The organism is Mycolicibacterium aubagnense (assembly GCF_010730955.1).
GTDB classification, from domain to species: domain Bacteria; phylum Actinomycetota; class Actinomycetes; order Mycobacteriales; family Mycobacteriaceae; genus Mycobacterium; species Mycobacterium aubagnense.
Map to the genome: position 1 here is coordinate 4,821,202 of NZ_AP022577.1, position 15,024 is coordinate 4,836,225.

Annotated in this window: 16 protein-coding genes and 2 pseudogenes; 9 read left to right on the plus strand and 9 right to left on the minus strand. The window is 64.6% G+C overall.

Annotated elements, in window-relative coordinates; translation table 11 throughout:
* Window positions 1–41: 41 nt before the first annotated feature.
* Window positions 42–917: a formylglycine-generating enzyme family protein gene (locus tag G6N59_RS23145; RefSeq protein WP_138229178.1), complete on the plus strand. Its 876-nt coding sequence runs from the start codon at window positions 42–44 to the stop codon at window positions 915–917.
* A gap of 210 nt (window positions 918–1,127) precedes the next feature.
* On the plus strand, window positions 1,128–2,546 hold the full coding sequence (locus G6N59_RS23150) for an SDR family NAD(P)-dependent oxidoreductase (protein ID WP_138229179.1): 1,419 nt from the start codon (window positions 1,128–1,130) through the stop codon (window positions 2,544–2,546).
* A gap of 209 nt (window positions 2,547–2,755) precedes the next feature.
* Here G6N59_RS23150 and G6N59_RS23155 read toward each other — a convergent pair.
* Window positions 2,756–2,867, minus strand: a pseudogene (locus tag G6N59_RS23155) (FAD-dependent monooxygenase); the annotation flags it as partial.
* A gap of 59 nt (window positions 2,868–2,926) precedes the next feature.
* On the opposite strand from G6N59_RS23155, the gene G6N59_RS23160 reads away from it, so the two are divergent.
* Complete coding sequence (locus tag G6N59_RS23160) at window positions 2,927–3,589, plus strand: DsbA family protein (RefSeq protein WP_138229180.1); 663 nt, start codon at window positions 2,927–2,929, stop codon at window positions 3,587–3,589.
* Window positions 3,590–3,761: 172 nt separating this feature from the next.
* The gene (locus tag G6N59_RS23165) at window positions 3,762–3,962 is read left to right on the plus strand and encodes a hypothetical protein (protein WP_138229181.1); all 201 of its coding nucleotides are present in this window, start codon (window positions 3,762–3,764) and stop codon (window positions 3,960–3,962) included.
* 55 nt (window positions 3,963–4,017) lie between these two features.
* Here the strand turns inward: G6N59_RS23165 and G6N59_RS23170 are convergent, their stop codons facing one another.
* From G6N59_RS23170 to G6N59_RS23180, 3 genes are read right to left on the minus strand one after another with little or no spacing between them, the layout of a single operon-like run.
* The gene (locus G6N59_RS23170; RefSeq protein WP_138229182.1) at window positions 4,018–4,602 is read right to left on the minus strand and encodes a TIGR03086 family metal-binding protein; all 585 of its coding nucleotides are present in this window, start codon (window positions 4,600–4,602) and stop codon (window positions 4,018–4,020) included.
* A gap of 60 nt (window positions 4,603–4,662) precedes the next feature.
* A complete protein-coding gene (locus G6N59_RS23175) occupies window positions 4,663–5,562 on the minus strand; it encodes a hypothetical protein (protein ID WP_138229183.1) in 900 nt (299 codons plus the stop codon).
* A gap of 8 nt (window positions 5,563–5,570) precedes the next feature.
* Window positions 5,571–5,906, minus strand: a complete 336-nt coding sequence (locus tag G6N59_RS23180; protein ID WP_138229184.1) for a hypothetical protein — start codon at window positions 5,904–5,906, stop codon at window positions 5,571–5,573.
* 416 nt (window positions 5,907–6,322) lie between these two features.
* Here G6N59_RS23180 and G6N59_RS23185 point away from each other — a divergent pair, with 416 nt between their 5' ends.
* Genes G6N59_RS23185 through G6N59_RS23195 form a run of 3 tightly spaced genes read left to right on the plus strand, consistent with a single transcriptional unit; the run spans window position 6,323 to window position 8,616 of the window.
* Window positions 6,323–7,051 carry a proteasome-type protease gene (locus tag G6N59_RS23185; RefSeq protein WP_138229383.1) on the plus strand — a complete coding sequence of 243 codons (729 nt, stop codon included), beginning with the start codon at window positions 6,323–6,325 and terminating at the stop codon, window positions 7,049–7,051.
* 7 nt (window positions 7,052–7,058) lie between these two features.
* Window positions 7,059–7,778, plus strand: coding sequence for an N-formylglutamate amidohydrolase (locus tag G6N59_RS23190; RefSeq protein ID WP_138229185.1), 720 nt, complete (start codon window positions 7,059–7,061; stop codon window positions 7,776–7,778).
* 31 nt (window positions 7,779–7,809) lie between these two features.
* Entirely contained in the window at window positions 7,810–8,616 is an 807-nt protein-coding gene (locus G6N59_RS23195) for a transglutaminase-like domain-containing protein (protein WP_138229186.1), read from the plus strand.
* Window positions 8,617–8,639: 23 nt separating this feature from the next.
* Here the strand turns inward: G6N59_RS23195 and G6N59_RS23200 are convergent, their stop codons facing one another.
* Window positions 8,640–9,362 (minus strand): potassium channel family protein, encoded by a 723-nt coding sequence (locus G6N59_RS23200; RefSeq protein WP_138229187.1) that lies wholly within the window; start codon window positions 9,360–9,362, stop codon window positions 8,640–8,642.
* A gap of 834 nt (window positions 9,363–10,196) precedes the next feature.
* On the opposite strand from G6N59_RS23200, the pseudogene G6N59_RS31930 reads away from it, so the two are divergent.
* Window positions 10,197–10,295 (plus strand): annotated as a pseudogene (locus tag G6N59_RS31930) (DUF2510 domain-containing protein); the annotation flags it as partial.
* 237 nt (window positions 10,296–10,532) lie between these two features.
* Entirely contained in the window at window positions 10,533–11,081 is a 549-nt protein-coding gene (locus G6N59_RS31220; RefSeq protein ID WP_234884105.1) for a hypothetical protein, read from the plus strand.
* A 1,183-nt stretch (window positions 11,082–12,264) separates the two neighbouring features.
* Here the strand turns inward: G6N59_RS31220 and G6N59_RS31225 are convergent.
* The 4 genes from G6N59_RS31225 to G6N59_RS23220 all read right to left on the minus strand — a co-directional run bounded on the left by G6N59_RS31225 (window position 12,265) and on the right by G6N59_RS23220 (window position 15,001).
* Window positions 12,265–12,582, minus strand: coding sequence for an HNH endonuclease (locus G6N59_RS31225; RefSeq protein ID WP_234884106.1), 318 nt, complete (start codon window positions 12,580–12,582; stop codon window positions 12,265–12,267).
* A gap of 9 nt (window positions 12,583–12,591) precedes the next feature.
* Window positions 12,592–13,149, minus strand: coding sequence for a hypothetical protein (locus tag G6N59_RS31230; protein WP_234884107.1), 558 nt, complete (start codon window positions 13,147–13,149; stop codon window positions 12,592–12,594).
* Between the two features lie 230 nt (window positions 13,150–13,379).
* On the minus strand, window positions 13,380–14,288 hold the full coding sequence (locus tag G6N59_RS23215; RefSeq protein ID WP_138229189.1) for an NmrA family NAD(P)-binding protein: 909 nt from the start codon (window positions 14,286–14,288) through the stop codon (window positions 13,380–13,382).
* A 14-nt stretch (window positions 14,289–14,302) separates the two neighbouring features.
* Complete coding sequence (locus tag G6N59_RS23220) at window positions 14,303–15,001, minus strand: SDR family oxidoreductase (protein WP_138229190.1); 699 nt, start codon at window positions 14,999–15,001, stop codon at window positions 14,303–14,305.
* Window positions 15,002–15,024 lie beyond the last annotated feature (23 nt).

The following is a 15,024-nucleotide window of genomic DNA, read 5'->3' on the forward strand; positions in this document are numbered from 1 at the left end:
TCGGGCCCCCTTTTGGGGGCGCGAATGCATACCCTGTCGGGATGCTCACCGAACTGATTGCTCTTCCGGGCGGGTCGTTCCGCATGGGTTCGCGGGATTTCTATCCGGAGGAGCTGCCGGTGCACGAGGTGACCGTCGCGCCGTTCTCGATCGAACGCCATCCGGTCACCAATGCGCAATTCGCGGAGTTCGTGGCGGCCACGGGGCACGTGACGGTCGCCGAGCAGCAACTGGATCCGGCGGTGTTTCCCGGGGTGCCCGCGGAGGAGCTCATTCCAGGGGCGTTGGTTTTCCAGCCCACCACGGGACCGGTAAACCTGCGTGACTGGCGGCAATGGTGGACATGGGTCCCAGGCGCATGCTGGAAGCACCCGAAAGGTCCCGGCTCCACCATTGATGACCGGCGCGACCACCCAGTGGTGCAGGTCGCCTACCCGGATGCCGCGGCGTACGCGGCCTGGGCGGGTCGGCGCCTGCCCACCGAACAGCAGTGGGAGTATGCCGCGCGCGCGGGCGCGACCACGGTCTACGCCTGGGGCGACGACGTGCGGCCGGACGGGCAGTTGATGGCCAATACCTGGCAGGGCGGGTTCCCATACCGCAACGACGGTGCGCTGGGCTGGGTCGGGACGTCGCCGGTAGGTGCGTTCCCGCCCAACGGTTTTGGTCTGATCGACATGATTGGCAATGTGTGGGAATGGACCACCACCCGGTATGTGCCGCGGCATCAGGGCAATCCCGAGGTTTCCGGGTGCTGTCCTTCGCCGTCCGGTGACCCGGCGATCATGCAAACCCTCAAGGGTGGTTCACATCTGTGTGCGCCGGAGTACTGCCATCGGTACCGGCCGGCGGCCCGGTCCTCACAATCGCAGGACAGCGCAACATCGCACATCGGATTTCGTTGCATTGCTGACTGAGGTGGTGAAACCGGCTTGTAAACGCCGGAATCTCTTGCCGGACATCAACTTCCGGTGGAGATCACCGTGGAGTCCGGCTCTGATTCCGCGACCTGCGCCACGAACACCAGAATCGCCGGCGCGTTGACGAAGCCGAAGGTGCGGCATCTGGTTCAGCTGCGACGATTCTCGGAATAGCCGAGCGATCCCAAGTCCCCGTACCCTTCCACGGTGACCGCGATCGATCCAGACCAGCTCAGCACGTGCCTCCGGGTGCTGTCCGAGGTGCACACGCTGCCTCCAGAGCACCCCGACTCGGTTGCTGTGCGCCAGGCCACCGCGAAGATGTTCAAGGCGCTGAAGAAGGCTCGCCGGTCCGCCAAACGTGACGCGATCGCGGCCGCTGATCGCGCTGTGATCGCCGCCACCGCCACGGGTGCGCCGGGACGGATCGATGACGAGACCCAGGGCTTACCGCTGGTGTCCACCGCGGTCGGGGCCAGTGCGGGCACGCTGCTCCGCTCGCGGGCCTGCTACATCTGCAAGAACCATCACACCGTGGTCGACGCCTTCTACCACCAGCTATGTCCGGATTGCGCCGCGGTCAACCGGGCCAAGCGCGACGCCCGGACCGATCTGACCGGGCGCAGGGCCCTGCTGACCGGCGGGCGCGCCAAGATCGGCATGTACATCGCGCTGCGGTTGTTGCGCGACGGCGCGCACACCACGATCACCACCCGGTTTCCCAATGACGCCGTGCGTCGCTTCGCCGCGATGGAGGACAGCGCCGACTGGTTGCACCGGCTGCGGGTGGTCGGGATCGACCTGCGTGACCCGGCCCAGGTGGTCGCCCTGGCTGACGAGGTGGCCGCACAGGGGCCGCTGGACATCCTGATCAACAATGCGGCGCAGACGGTGCGTCGTCCGCCGGGCTCCTATGCCGCACTGGTCGAGGCCGAGCGCACCCCGCCGCCGGCGCTGGTGGACGTCATCACCTTCGACCACATCAGTGACGCACATCCACATGCCCTCGCCGGAAGCCTCGGCGAGCACCCTTCCGCGCACGCGCTGACCGAGCTGGCCCTGACCGCGCGCAGCGCCTCGCCGGAGCGGATCTCCGCCGGGATTGCCATCGACGCGGGCGGGCTGCTTCCAGATACTGCGTCGGTGAACAGCTGGACCCAACGGGTGCACGAGGTCGACGCGATGGAGCTCCTCGAGGTGCAGCTGTGCAATCAGACGGCGCCGTTCATTCTGGTGAGCCGGTTGCGCCCCGCTCTCGCCGCCTCGTCGGCCCGGCGCAAGTACGTGGTGAACGTGTCGGCGATGGAAGGCCAATTCGGCCGGGGCTACAAGGGACCCGGGCATCCGCACACCAATATGGCCAAGGCTGCGCTGAACATGCTGACCCGCACGAGCGCGGGGGAGATGCTGGAGCAGGACGGCATTCTCATGACCGCCGTCGACACCGGGTGGATCACCGACGAGCGCCCGCACCCGACCAAGCTGCGGCTGGCCGAGGAAGGGTTTCACGCGCCGCTGGATCTGGTGGATGGTGCTGCGCGGGTCTATGACCCGATTGTGCGCGGGGAATTGGGTGAGGATCTCTTCGGATGCTTCTTGAAGGATTACTCGAAGAGCAGTTGGTAACGCTCCTGACCGACACCCGTCGGCGTTGATCCGCGCCGACGATGTCGGTGAGCCGCAACGACACGGTGGCCCACCGGTCCACGAAACCGCATGACACACACCGGATTTCGGCTGTCTGCTCGGTTCTGATGCGTTGGTAGCGCTGCAGTGCGTCGCTGAGCGACCCGTCGTGGGCTGAGCCAACCTGTGTGGCAAACCCGGCGGCTCCTGGATGGCCTGGTTGGCGCCCTGCCCGCCGAATGGCGTCATCGGATGTGCGGCATCCCCGGGCAGCGCGATCCGGCCGGTGGTCCACCGGTCGATAGGGCTGCGGTCGTACACCGGATGCATGTAGACGGGAAACGGCCAGAACACGTCAGGTGGCGCGGCATGATGGAGATATGGATTGGACTCGACTGACCCGGTTGGTTCGCGCGCTCGGCGCTGTCGCAGCGGTGGTTGTATCGCTGCTGTGCGGCCCGATCGCCGGGCCGGCGCGCGCGGCGGTCGCGGCACCGGCGGGCGACGTCATCTCCATCGGTGACCCCAACGCCCTCGGGCAGGTCGATCTGTACCTGGACCCGCTGTGCCCGTACAGCGGCAAGCTGATCCGGAAAGAGGGCGACGAGCTGGGCCGCCGCATCGAGAGCGGCGCCATTCGGGTGAACCTGCGTCTGGTGAACTTTCTCGAAAAGTATTCGGCCAGTGGCACATACGACCGGAGGGCCATCTATGCAGCCTTCGTGGTGGCCGGCGAATCGAAAACCAGCGACGTGGCGTGGCGATTCGTCCAGCAGATTTTCTCGAAAGAACATCAGCCGAAAGAGGGCGGGCCCGCGGACCTGAGCAACGATGAGCTGGCTGGTTTGGCCGCTAGTGTTGGCGCCCCGCAGTCGGCCCAGGACCTGATCCGGGTCGGCTTGCCGGTCGGCTACGACTCCCGCGCCATCGCCGCCAACAACCTCACGCTCCTGCACGAGTTTCCGAACCCCGGCGTGCCGCAGGTCGTGATCAATGGGCAGATCGTCGACGACGACGATTGGCTGAGTCGGATTCCGGCCTGAGGGCTATTCAGGCGGCGCTAGGACGCTGTTCCCCCAATCGGGGGACACGGGATTCATCCGGCGGAGGGGCCGGTTGGCGGATACCAGTCGACGGCTGGCGGCGGCATTCTTGGTTCAACACCGGAACACACCGGAAAGAACTTGAAAAGCCTTCCCGCGCAAAGGAGTCGACATGAACCTCACCCACCGCAACGCCGCCGGATTCGCCCTCGTCGCTGCCCCGGCCGTCATCTTCCTGGGCGCCGCCACCGCGCACGCGGACGTCACGACAGCCAGCAGCCCGGTCGGCACCCACCAGGCCTTCCCGCACCAGCAGAACAACCCGCAGCCGGGCTCTCCGGTGCATCATCACCACCAGAACAACCGCCGTTGAGACTTTCCGTCACCGCTGAGGCCGCCCCCGTCGTCGACGGGGCGGCCTTACGCATTCAGTCGCTGATTGCTCGGCCGAGGAATGCCATCAGCTGGGTGGTACGCGAGGAGCCCGCCGGAGCGAGTTGCTCCGGCCCGAAGGCGCCAGGTCGCCGCAGCATCTGTTCCGGCACCGACTTGACCAGCCCTTCGCTCAGGGTGAGCAAGTTCTCGGGCAACTCGATCGTCTCGCCCAGCGAATGGCGTAGGTCCCAGCTGTGCAGCGCCAGATCAGCAACCGGAAACATCAACGCCCGGCGCAGCGGAACCTCGCCTTGCGGGGACTTGCGTGGGGCATCGAGGTCCGCTGTGGGTAAGGCGTGTCGAAGGCGAACGCCCAACGCGCGCAACTGTTCGGCGGGGTCGTCATACATCCAGTCGGAGGGTTGGGACGGCCTGTCCCAGAGTTCGCCGTCCTCGACCAGCACGATGACTCTGGTGGCGCTGCCGGTTCCGTGCGCCACCAATTCGCGCAGATTCCATTCCTGCAGAATCGACGGATCGTCCCAGCGCGCTGCCGGAACCTCGCGTACCGAGGCGGTGAACAGATCGAGTGCTTCGGTCGCCAACTCGCCGATCTGGGGAGTCGTGTCTTCGCTCATGGTGGACACCGTACGAGTAGGCACAGACATTGCCCGGTCGACGGGTTGGCCCACATCGTGCTACGCCGCCATCCGCGCCGAGGTGGCCGCGGCGATCTGGTTGAGGTGGTTGGTCGCGACCTGCACCGAGCTCTGGTGGGGGAGAGCGTCGACGACCTCGTAGGTGATGTGGGGCAGGGTTGGTGGGTTGGTGGCGTAGAAGGCGACGGCGCGGTCGATGGCTTCGACGAGGGCGGGGCCGCCCACGATGGGGTCGGTGACCAGTGCCAGGACTTGTTGGGCGAGGCTGCCTTGGCCGGTGAGGCCGGCGATCAGGGCGATGGCGGCGTTGATGCTGATGCCGAGTTGGACGGCGGCTTTGTAGACGGCGGTGATGTCGGCGCCGGCTTGGTCGTTGGGGGTGGTGGTGTAGAGGTCTCCGGGGTTGGCGAAGTCCCACCAGGTGTCGATGCCGTTGGCGTCCTTGGGGATTTGTATGGCGGTGAGGTTGGTGGAGGCGATGCCTCTGCCGCCGGGGTCGGTGCCGCCGGGGAAAGTGTGGCCGGTCGGTCGCCAGGGGTTGCCGAAGGTGTAGCCGCCGATGAGGTTGGGTTGGGCCCATTGCAGGGTGCCGGTCATGATTTCGGCCAGGATGCGGGAGGCGGCTTCGGCGCCTTGGCTGTAGCCGCCGAGGGCGAAGGTTTGCTTGGGGTGGTTGGTGATCCAGCCGGTCGCGTTGGTGACGGCGGTCTGTACCGATTCGGCGTAGCTGGGGGACAGGGGTGCTCCGGGTGGGATGGGGCCGAAGGTCCAGGGTGCTTGGATGGGGACTTCGTAGAGGAGGTCGGGGTCGGCGGCGTTCACGACGTCGGAGGGGTAGCCGGTGCCGGGGGCGGCCCAGGTGCCGGCGAAGGTGAGGACGGCGTGGCGGACGTGGTGGACGCCGGCGATGTTGGCGGCGATGTCGCTGAAAGTGGTCATCTTTCAGTTCATTTCGCGGTGGTGGGTAGTCCGTTTGCTTTGCGCCATTGGATGGCGAATTCCATGAGTTCGATGAGGACGTCGCCGCTGTCGCGGGTGATGCCGTCGCTGAAGGTGTGGATCCAGGCGATTTGTTCGGCGGTGGTGACTTGTTGTTCGAAGGCGTCGAAGGTGCCGGGGTAGGTCTGGCCGTTGTGGGTGGAGTTCCAGGGGCCGCGGTTGGGGTCGTCGACGATGTCGCCGATGTTGCGGGGGTGGCGGGCCGGGACCGCGCGCCAGGGTTCGGGCATGCCGTTGGCGGTGACGCCGGAGATGTCGGTCTGGAGCGATTCTGCATCAGCCATGATGGAGCCTCCTGTTAGTGGGGTAGGACGCGGCTTGGCGTTGCGCGGGGGACCGATGGCAGCCAGCGGTCTGGAATGTCTTGTCGGCGAACGGCTTTTGTCGTGCGGACGATTCACGGTCCTCGGGTGTGGTTCCCGGGATCGTCAGCAGAGCCGATTCGTCGATCACCATCGTCTTGCCCTCTTTGACTGGGACGTCCAATTCCACGATAGGCCCGTATTGGAGCGCGGTCGACTGCGCGCGGGCGGCGAGCTGAGCCGACGCGCGCCCTGGCGCCACGCGGCGTAGGGTTGAGGCATCGGCGGCGTTCAGCCGGGCCCAACGCCCGACGTGAACCGATACGCCCCGCGTCTGCCACGAGTCAGATTCACCCGTTCTAGGATCGGGGAATTCAGATGTGCGGCAGGCACTTACCGTGACGTATTGCATCGGCGTGCTGCTCGACGACGGGATCATCTTCGCGGCTGATTCGCGCACCAACGCAGGCGTCGACAACTTCGCCAAGTTCTGCAAGGTGACGGTGTTCGAGACTCCGGGCGATCGCGTGATCGCGTTGTTGAGTTCGGGCAACCTGGCCGGCACCCAGGCCATCATCAGCGTGCTGCGGCAGCGGTGTGCCGACGGCCCTGCGACAACCAATCTGCTCGGAGCGACGACGATGTTCGACGTCGCCCGGTTGGTGTCGGATGCGATGCGCGAGGTCGACCAACGCGACGCGGGCTACCTGGACAGCAACCCGGCCGGCTTCAACGCCTCATTCATCGTCGGTGGGCAGCTCGCCGGGGAGCCGATGAGACTCTTCCGCATCTACGCGGAGGGAAACTTCATCGAAGCCGGAACCGACACGATGTTCCTGCAGACCGGTGAGACGAAGTACGGCAAGCCGATCCTCGACCGGGTACTCACGCCCCGGACTTCGCTCGCCGACGCCACGAAATGCGTTCTGGTGTCTTTCGATTCGACCATGCGGAGCAATCTGTCGGTCGGCATGCCCATCGATCTGATCAGCTACGAACGGGACAGCCTCCAGATGCCGTGGCGGCGGCGATTCGACGACGGTGACCCCTACTTCACGGCCGTCCGGGAGGCGTGGAGCGAAGGCACTCGGGCGGTATTCAGCAAGCTACCCGACCTCCGTTGGTGACGGCGTCGTGCCGGACGTCCAGCTCATCACGTGCGAACACGGCGGCAACGTCATACCCGCGCCGTTTGGTCCGCTCTTCGCCGAACATCGGGCGCTGCTGAACTCCCACCGGGGATGGGACCCCGGTGCGTTGGCGATGGCCGAGGCGCTCGCCGCGGCGACCCGGGCACCGCTCATCGCATCGACCACCAGCCGCCTCCTCGTCGACCTCAACCGGTCGATCGGCCACCCGCAGCTGTTCTCGCCGATGACGCGTGGGGCGCCGAGGGAAGTCAGAGCGCAGATTGTTGCGCAGCACTACATGCCACATCGTGATGCAGTGGAAGACCTTGTCAGACAGTCAGTCTCGTCCGGACGCCGGGTGATTCACATCGCCTCACACAGCTTCACTCCAGAACTGGACGGGGTGGTGCGCCAAGCTGACGTCGGGTTGCTCTACGACCCCCGCCGGCGCGCAGAGGTGCAGCTGAGCACGCGCTGGCAGGCGTCGCTCACGGCGCTTCATCCGGAACTGCGGGTGCGGCGCAACTATCCGTACGCGGGCAAGGCGGACGGCCTGACGTCACACCTGCGCAAGCGCTTCGGGCCCGGTGAGTACGTCGGCATCGAACTGGAGATCAATCAGCGCATCGTCGCCGCTGCCGGACAGCCGTGGGCAGCGCTACGCGGCGTGCTGATCGACTCCCTGGACGCGGCCTGTGCGCCCCAGCCCGACCCGACCGCGTAAACCCAAGCGCTACAGCGAAAACGGAGACACCATGAAACTCAATGTCGGCTTCGAGATGGTCTTCGACTGCCCCAAACCCACCCCGATGATCTTCAATCTCAACGTCCACTACACCCGGGTCTCCGACCTCATTGGTCGCGACGTGCTACTGGCCGACCCACCTGTGCCGATGACGGCCTACCGTGACGACTTCGGCAACTGGTGCACCCGCATCGTCGCGCCGAAGGGGTACACCCGGATCTCGGGAGACGCGATCGTCACAGACAGCGGGCTCCCCGACGTCCTGGTCCCGGGGGCGCGCCAGACACCGGTCGAGGACCTGCCCGACGAGACGCTCATCTTCCTGCTGGGTAGTCGGTATTGCGATACCGATCGGCTCTCGCAGACGGCGTGGGATCTGTTCGAGCAGACGCCGCCGGGCTGGGACCGCGTCCAGGCCATCTGTGACTACGTGCACCGACACATCACGTTCGATTATCTGCAGGCGGACAGTGCGCGGACGGCGTTGGAGGCGTTCGAGGGTCGGGTCGGCGTCTGCCGCGATTTCACGCACTTGGCGGTGGCCTTCTGCCGTTGCATGAACATACCGACGCGCTACTGCACCGGGTACCTCCCCGATATCGGTGTGCCACCGCCTTATGGGCCAATGGATTTCGCCGCCTGGTTCGAGGTGTTTCTCGACGGGCACTGGCATACCTTCGACGCGCGCAACAACACGCCGCGCATCGGCCGGGTGTTGATCGCGCGCGGCCGTGACGCCGCCGATGTGGCCCTGAGCAACGCGTTCGGCGCCAACACGTTGACGAGTTTCCGGGTGTGGGCGGACGAGGTGGCGTAGCGACCTAGACCGTCGCCGGGCGGTCAATCGGTGCGCTGCTGCAACAACTCTCGTAGTTGGGCTATTTCGTTGTGGAGCCCGTCGATCTGCGCCGCGGTGACAGCGTTGTGCGCCTTGTCCTCGACCGAGACGGTATGGATGATCCAGGACGCGATGGTCGCGGTGATGGAACCAACCAGACTGATCCCGCCGATCATCATCAGGACAGCGATGACGCGTCCCGTGGTCGTCACCGGGTAGATGTCGCCGTAGCCGACGGTGGTGATGGTGGTGATCGCCCACCAGACCGCGTCGCCGAAGTTGGTGATGTGGGAGCCGGCCGCGGCGCGCTCCGATTCGAGCTCGGCCAACGCACCGACGTAGATCAGGAGGACAGCGCCGGAGACGGTGTAGATCACCACCCGGCCGCGGATCGCGTTGCCGATGGCCTCCTGCAGTGCGCTGACCAGCACCACCAGTCGGAGGAGCCGCAGTGGTCTTAGCAGCGGCAGCAGCACCACGGCGAGGTCAATCAGGTGATGCAGGAACCACTTTCGCCGATCCGTCGCCAGATACAGCCGGGCGAAGTAGTCGACGACGAACACGGCCCAGGTCAGGAACGTGACGATGTCGAGGAGGTGCTGGGCGAACCCACGGGGTTGCACGAGCACTTCGATGCTGTACGCGGCCAGGAAAACCAGCGCCACGGCAGCCAGCGCCCACTCGGCCCGGTGGTCCCATTTTGCGAGACGGTCTTGGGTTGTCACGACTCAAAGTGTGCGGGACGGGTGGGTGGTGTGGGGGAGTTATGCACTCGGGCTGGAGATGCCTCTGCCGCCGGGGTCGGTGCCGCCGGGGAAGGTTTGGCCGGTTGGTCGCCAGGGGTTGCCGAAGGTGTAACCGCCGATGAGGTTGGGTTGGGCCCATTGAAGGGTCGGTTTCGCCGAGTTTCGTTCCCAAATCTGTTCTCAAAATCGTGCTGTTGGGAACCGCACCATCGACGCCCGTACTACAGCGTCCGTGGCCGTGCGGTTCGGTGTGTCGGAGGCGGCGCTTGTGTGCGCCGCGACGGCAGTGAAGCGTTGTAGCGGATCCCATCAGGAGGCTCCCAGGAAAGGGTTACGATCCGGACATGAGGCGGGGGAAGTCGGTGGCTGCAGTTGCGGCTCGCGCTCTGGGACTGGGACTATCAGTCGGTACAACGAGCGTTGGTGCGCTTTACTACGAGACCGGTCCGGGTTTGGAAAAGGGCCTTAGCGGTCCAAGTGGCGACTATTTCATTCGGATTTACCAGGGGCCAAAGCTGCCCGACGGGTACGGTCCGTGGTCGCCGACAGCTCCTCCTACACCGTTCTCGCCGCCGCAGCAGGCCACCCCATCGGGTCCCCGAACGGGCGCGTGCGCTCACGCTGACATGAACAGCACCGTGGTCGCCGCTGACGGAAGCGCGGTGCGGTGCATGTCGGTTCCCTCGTCGGGAATTGAGTTGCTGCCCGACACTGGTGTGCAAGGGGCGGACCCGGCGATCGCTGGACAGAAGGCCTGCAGCGATTGCAACGCGTCGCATACGACCGCGGAATACCGGCGGATTGTCGACGGCAATGGTGACTGAGCCCGGTTGGTACCCAGACCCATTGGGCGGTCAGGGCGCCCGTTACTGGGATGGCGCCCAATGGGAAGGCGCCATTCAACCAGGAGCGCCGACAGCGCCCCAGGAATTCCCAGAGCCGCCGCCGACACAAGTGAAGGCGCGACGCCTGTGGCCCGTGTGGGCGGGAGTGAGTTTGGCCGTCGTAATCGCAGTCGGCTCTGCGGTATTCGTGTTGACGAGCCCGACTGGGGAAGGTACGAAGGCTGCGCCAACGATCACGCCGGCTACGACGCCCGAGCCGAAGGTATCTCAGGCCGACCAGGTCGCCGCAAGAGTGCAGTCGTCGATGCAGTCCAAGCTGGACACTGATCCCGACCTTTCACCTCTGCACGTCAAGGTGATTCACGTCGACCTGGTCAACAAAGCGGGCAACGAATACAAGGGCATCGCCACGGTGACGACGGGTGGGAAGACTCGCGATGTGCCGATTGACGTCACAGCGGATGGCGACAAGGTCGTGTGGGAGGCGGCCCCTGGCGCATTCTTGTTTGCGCTCCAGGACATGCCGGTACAGGCGCCGGCCCCCACCGCGGCCGCACCGCCGCCTCGGCCGGCCGTTCCACCGCCTCCGGGAGCGGGACCCGTCGAGGATTTCAAAATCTGCCCATCAGGCTTGACTGGCGTTGCCTCTGATGAGACAAGTTGCGCTTTCGCCGACAGCGTTCGCTCATCGTGGTATTCCCAATCAGGCCAGAGCGTTATCGCCTACAGCCCGGTAACCCACCAGTCATACCTGATGACCTGCACGCCGGCCACGACCAACGTGTGGCCGAGAGCGAAGCGTTGCTCCGGCGTGAATGCTCAAGGCACGATCCTGATCGTTTACATCGACTAACTAGCCCAGCTTTGTTGGGTGGCGATCTCCCGGTCGGGGTGGGCTTAGCTCCGCTAGCGGAAATGGCATTCACGAACGGATCTAGCAATTCGGCCTCGGTCTGGCCGTGACGCCGATAATGTCGGGTCTGCTAATTACCCGGGGGTTTTTCATGCTTCGCATCATCATCGGCATAGTCATCGCCGTCGGCGGCGGACTCATCGCTCCGCCAGTGGCGGGTGCCGAGAAGTGCGGATCGGGCTACTACTGGTCCAGGGTCCATGCGCAATGCGTTGAACGTCCAGACACTAATTCGCGCAACGCAACTGCACTATGCGTCGACGGGCTGTGGAGCCACAGCCTTACCCCGGGCGCAGACGAGAACTGTGCCGGTCACGGTGGCGTCGCGCAAATGTGCCCCTGCGGCGGAGCGGTCGCATCGGCGTTCAATCGGACCGCGATGCCCGGGCCAGAGCCTGCGCGGCGGGTATGACAATGGTTCGTGGACCATTGCTCGCCGAGGCGTTCGAGACAGGCGCTGCTGTGGCGGTGGCACCGCCCGAAGTCCTCGCTGAACCCATTCCCATCAACATCGTCAGTTGCTACTGGACGAATCGCACTGGTCCCACACGAAAAACGAAGAAGAGCCCCATTTGTCGCCGCCCGCTGCAACGGGTAACCGCCATTTTCGGGGCGGTGGCGGTAACGGCTGCAATTGTGATGGCATTGGCCCCTGGGCGGGCGGCCGCGGATCACGATACTGTCGGCGGCGGTAGCTTCTTTGTCTCCAACAGCGACGCACCCTGTACTGACTTTCGGGCTGGTAGCGTGCCGTACACAGTCTGCGCCGGTAATTCGATAACACTGATTGCTCCGGCTGACTACGTCGTCGTCCCGTTAGGCTCTCACGCGTCGGTGTCGTGCGACACCTACACGCCTGACGGTTCATTATTCGAGCACGACGTTGAGAATCTCTCCGACGTACCTGAAAAGCAGCGCTTTTGGGCTCAGAGAGGGTGGGGGCCGTACACGCCAGAGGCGATGTGCCAACTCTGGTGATGGGGCATTTGAGAAACCGAGAGTGTTGGTTTTAAGACGTGCCGGTGCCCGCCGCGCCGGGGTGGACACTTCCTCGGCGGGTCGAAGTGCGGTGTTGCCGCGACCGCGCTGCTAACTCGCGATACGCCAGGACACTTGCGAGCTTCTATCCTGCGGCGCGGAACTCGCTGAATCGTTCTGCGAGGCGTTCTTTGTCGGGTCGGTCCCGTCGTCGCACTGGCACCGTCAGTGGCCGCCCGTGCATGTCTTGGAGGCCGTGCCGCAACATAGGGCCGTCAACTTCCTCCATCAGATCGCGGTTGATGCGGACGACGTAGTCGGGATCGATGCCAAGCAGGTTGGCGTCGTATGCCGCGTGGTGAATCTTGCACAGACTTAAACCGTTTTGAACTACTGGCGCGCCATGCGGCTTGTTATCGCCGATGATATGTGCGGCGTCCAAGAGCTTCCCGTGCTTCAACATGCATACCGCTCACCGTTGCTCGTAAGCCACCAGGATGCGGCCCCTGAATTCGGGTTGGTGTAGCCGCGTCTTTACGGTGCGCTCAGCGTACTCTCGTTCGGCGGGCTTCAAATGTAGAGGGTCCGAAATGATCCTGAGACTATCGTCGAGTGCAAGTATGAAGCGGCGGTTTGGTCTGTCGTCAGCGACGACATACACCGGAAATACTGGGACGAACGCAGATGCGTCGATTTTGCGTAGCAAAATGATCGGCAGGTCCAGCTGAAGTGCCTGGCGCATCTTCTTGTTTTTGCCGTCCTCGCTGGTCTTCTCGTAGGCGTAGGAAAACAGCGAATCGCCCAGGTCGGTGTCGTCGTACTCGCTATCCGGATCTGAAAGAACCGAGAGCGTCGCGGTGAATGCAGCCGGATTCCAGATACCGGCGTTTCGGTCGATTGCTTTATAAGTCTCGCCGCCGACCGCGACGGCCTCGAGATCGCCGCGCGTCACTGCGCCGCGGTCGGCGGCGATCTCCTCGAGTCGTTCGTAGATCATCCTGCGGAGCTGCAGTTCGATCTGACTATCCATGTCGAGCAGTGTGCCATGGATAGTCAGATGAGCGACGGCCTGGGACGAATGGGAGACGCAAATCTAGCGCCCAATCAGAAGAAGGGGACCGCCGATGCCGATGGAGCCCGTCAGCTGGCGGACCGCGGATGGTGCTGCGACCGCCAATTTGGATGATGCCTGCGATTTCTGTAGTGCAGTTTAGGAGCAGGCCAAGGGATTTGGATAGGGCACTGGCGTTGCCCGCACTTTCAACTAACCAACTCCGCCCGCAGCGCCAACGGCCCATCCTGTGCAAATTTGGCCCGATTGGCGTCGACGAACTCCGGCACCGTCATCGCCTTATGCCCGGTGATCACTTCGACCAGGTTGTTCTCGCCAGCGAAAACTCCGTCGCGATAGTCCTGTGCGACATTGCTGATGTGCTGCACGAAGAAGTCCGTTCGGCCCTGGGCCGTCAAAGCCGCTGCGAAGCTAGGAATTTCGATCGACTCATAACGTACCGGGATACCTAACGTCTCGCCAATTTGCGATGCGATCGCGTAGTGGTCAAGTTCCACCGCGCCGACCAGCGGATAGATATGGCGGTCATGCGGCGCTGGGTTCTGCAGGATCGCCGCGATCACGTCAGCCTGGTCGCGTGCGGCGATGGGAGCGTGGCGACCGTTGCCGAACGGCAGCTGCAGCACCCCGCTGCCGCCGTCGCGTTTCCACTGCCAAGTGAACCATTCGGCGAAGAAGGTCGGGCGCAGGTGCGTGGTGATGAAGGCATACCGGTCCAGCAACCGTTCAGCCAGCCAATGCTGTTGTGCAGAATTGCTTTTCGCGTCACGGCGGGCCGAAATCTGGGACATGTTGACCACCGCCTTCACGCCGGCCTCGCTGGCGGCTTGGGCGAAGATCGCGGTGGCCGTCAGCAGGCCACCTGGCGCGATGGGGTAGCAGAAGTAGGCGGCGTCGACTCCTGCCATCGCCGAGCTGACGGCACGGAATTCCAACAGGTCGCCCACCACGACCTCGGCGCCGGCCGCGGCGAGAGCGTCGGAACGCTTGTCGGCACGGTGTACGAAGGCCCGCACTCGGTGCCCGGCGTCGAGCAGATTGTGGACGGTTGGCATGCCGGTAGTTCCGGTCGCGCCAGTGATGAGGAACGTAGACATATCAATGCCTTTCGCTACGACCGGGTGAAGGCCAGGTTCTCGACGGGTCCGGACAGGGCTGCCTTGACATGAGTCGACAGCTCGTCGACCAACACCTCAGAAGCACCGGCTTCCAGTCCGTCGATGATGCGTCGGGCGACCTCCGCCGGAGCGAGCTTGGGTGCGTTGATGCCCTCGGTCATATCGGTGTCGATGTACCCGACATGCACACCGACCACCTGGGTGTGCTGCGGCTGCAGTTCCTGGCGCAGCGAGTTGGTGATCGACCAGATCGCGGCCTTCGAGGCACCGTAGGCGCCGGCGCCGCCGAGCCAGGACAACACTGAGTGCACATTGACCAGGGCGCCTCCACCGTTGGCGGCAAGGATCGGTGCGAAGGCCCGTGTTACCCGCAGGGGCCCAAATACATTGGTGCCGAAGGTGTCCGTGATGTCATCCCAGCTGGCGGTCAGCAGATCGTCCAGGTGTGAGACTCCGGCGTTGTTGATCACGATGTCCACGTCACTGGCGATGTCCGCCAGTGCGGCAACCGAATCCGCCGAACTCACCTCAAGGCCGTACGTGACCACCTCGGGGCGGTCGTCGGTGAAGGCGGTTCGCGCGGTGGAGTACACCTTGCGCGCTCCGCGGGCCAGCACCTCGTCGACCAGGGCTGCGCCCAGGCCCCGGCGGCCACCCGTTACCAGAACCACCTTGCCTGCTACGTCGGTCATGTCGTGCTCCTTTCAATCTGGCT

Excerpts from the sequence above, each read along its gene's own strand:
- G6N59_RS23195 (WP_138229186.1), top strand. The coding sequence starts at position 7,810 with ATGAAACTCAATGTCGGCTTCGAGATGGTCTTCGACTGCCCCAAACCC.
- G6N59_RS23145 (WP_138229178.1), top strand. The coding sequence starts at position 42 with ATGCTCACCGAACTGATTGCTCTTCCGGGCGGGTCGTTCCGCATGGGT.
- G6N59_RS23215 (WP_138229189.1), bottom strand. The coding sequence starts at position 14,288 with ATGTCTACGTTCCTCATCACTGGCGCGACCGGAACTACCGGCATGCCA.
- G6N59_RS23180 (WP_138229184.1), bottom strand. The coding sequence starts at position 5,906 with ATGGCTGATGCAGAATCGCTCCAGACCGACATCTCCGGCGTCACCGCC.
- G6N59_RS23165 (WP_138229181.1), top strand. The coding sequence starts at position 3,762 with ATGAACCTCACCCACCGCAACGCCGCCGGATTCGCCCTCGTCGCTGCC.
- G6N59_RS23160 (WP_138229180.1), top strand. The coding sequence starts at position 2,927 with ATGGATTGGACTCGACTGACCCGGTTGGTTCGCGCGCTCGGCGCTGTC.
- G6N59_RS31225 (WP_234884106.1), bottom strand. The coding sequence starts at position 12,582 with ATGTTGAAGCACGGGAAGCTCTTGGACGCCGCACATATCATCGGCGAT.
- G6N59_RS23220 (WP_138229190.1), bottom strand. The coding sequence starts at position 15,001 with ATGACCGACGTAGCAGGCAAGGTGGTTCTGGTAACGGGTGGCCGCCGG.
- G6N59_RS31220 (WP_234884105.1), top strand. The coding sequence starts at position 10,533 with ATGCAGTCCAAGCTGGACACTGATCCCGACCTTTCACCTCTGCACGTC.
- G6N59_RS23170 (WP_138229182.1), bottom strand. The coding sequence starts at position 4,602 with ATGAGCGAAGACACGACTCCCCAGATCGGCGAGTTGGCGACCGAAGCA.
- G6N59_RS31230 (WP_234884107.1), bottom strand. The coding sequence starts at position 13,149 with ATGGATAGTCAGATCGAACTGCAGCTCCGCAGGATGATCTACGAACGA.
- G6N59_RS23175 (WP_138229183.1), bottom strand. The coding sequence starts at position 5,562 with ATGACCACTTTCAGCGACATCGCCGCCAACATCGCCGGCGTCCACCAC.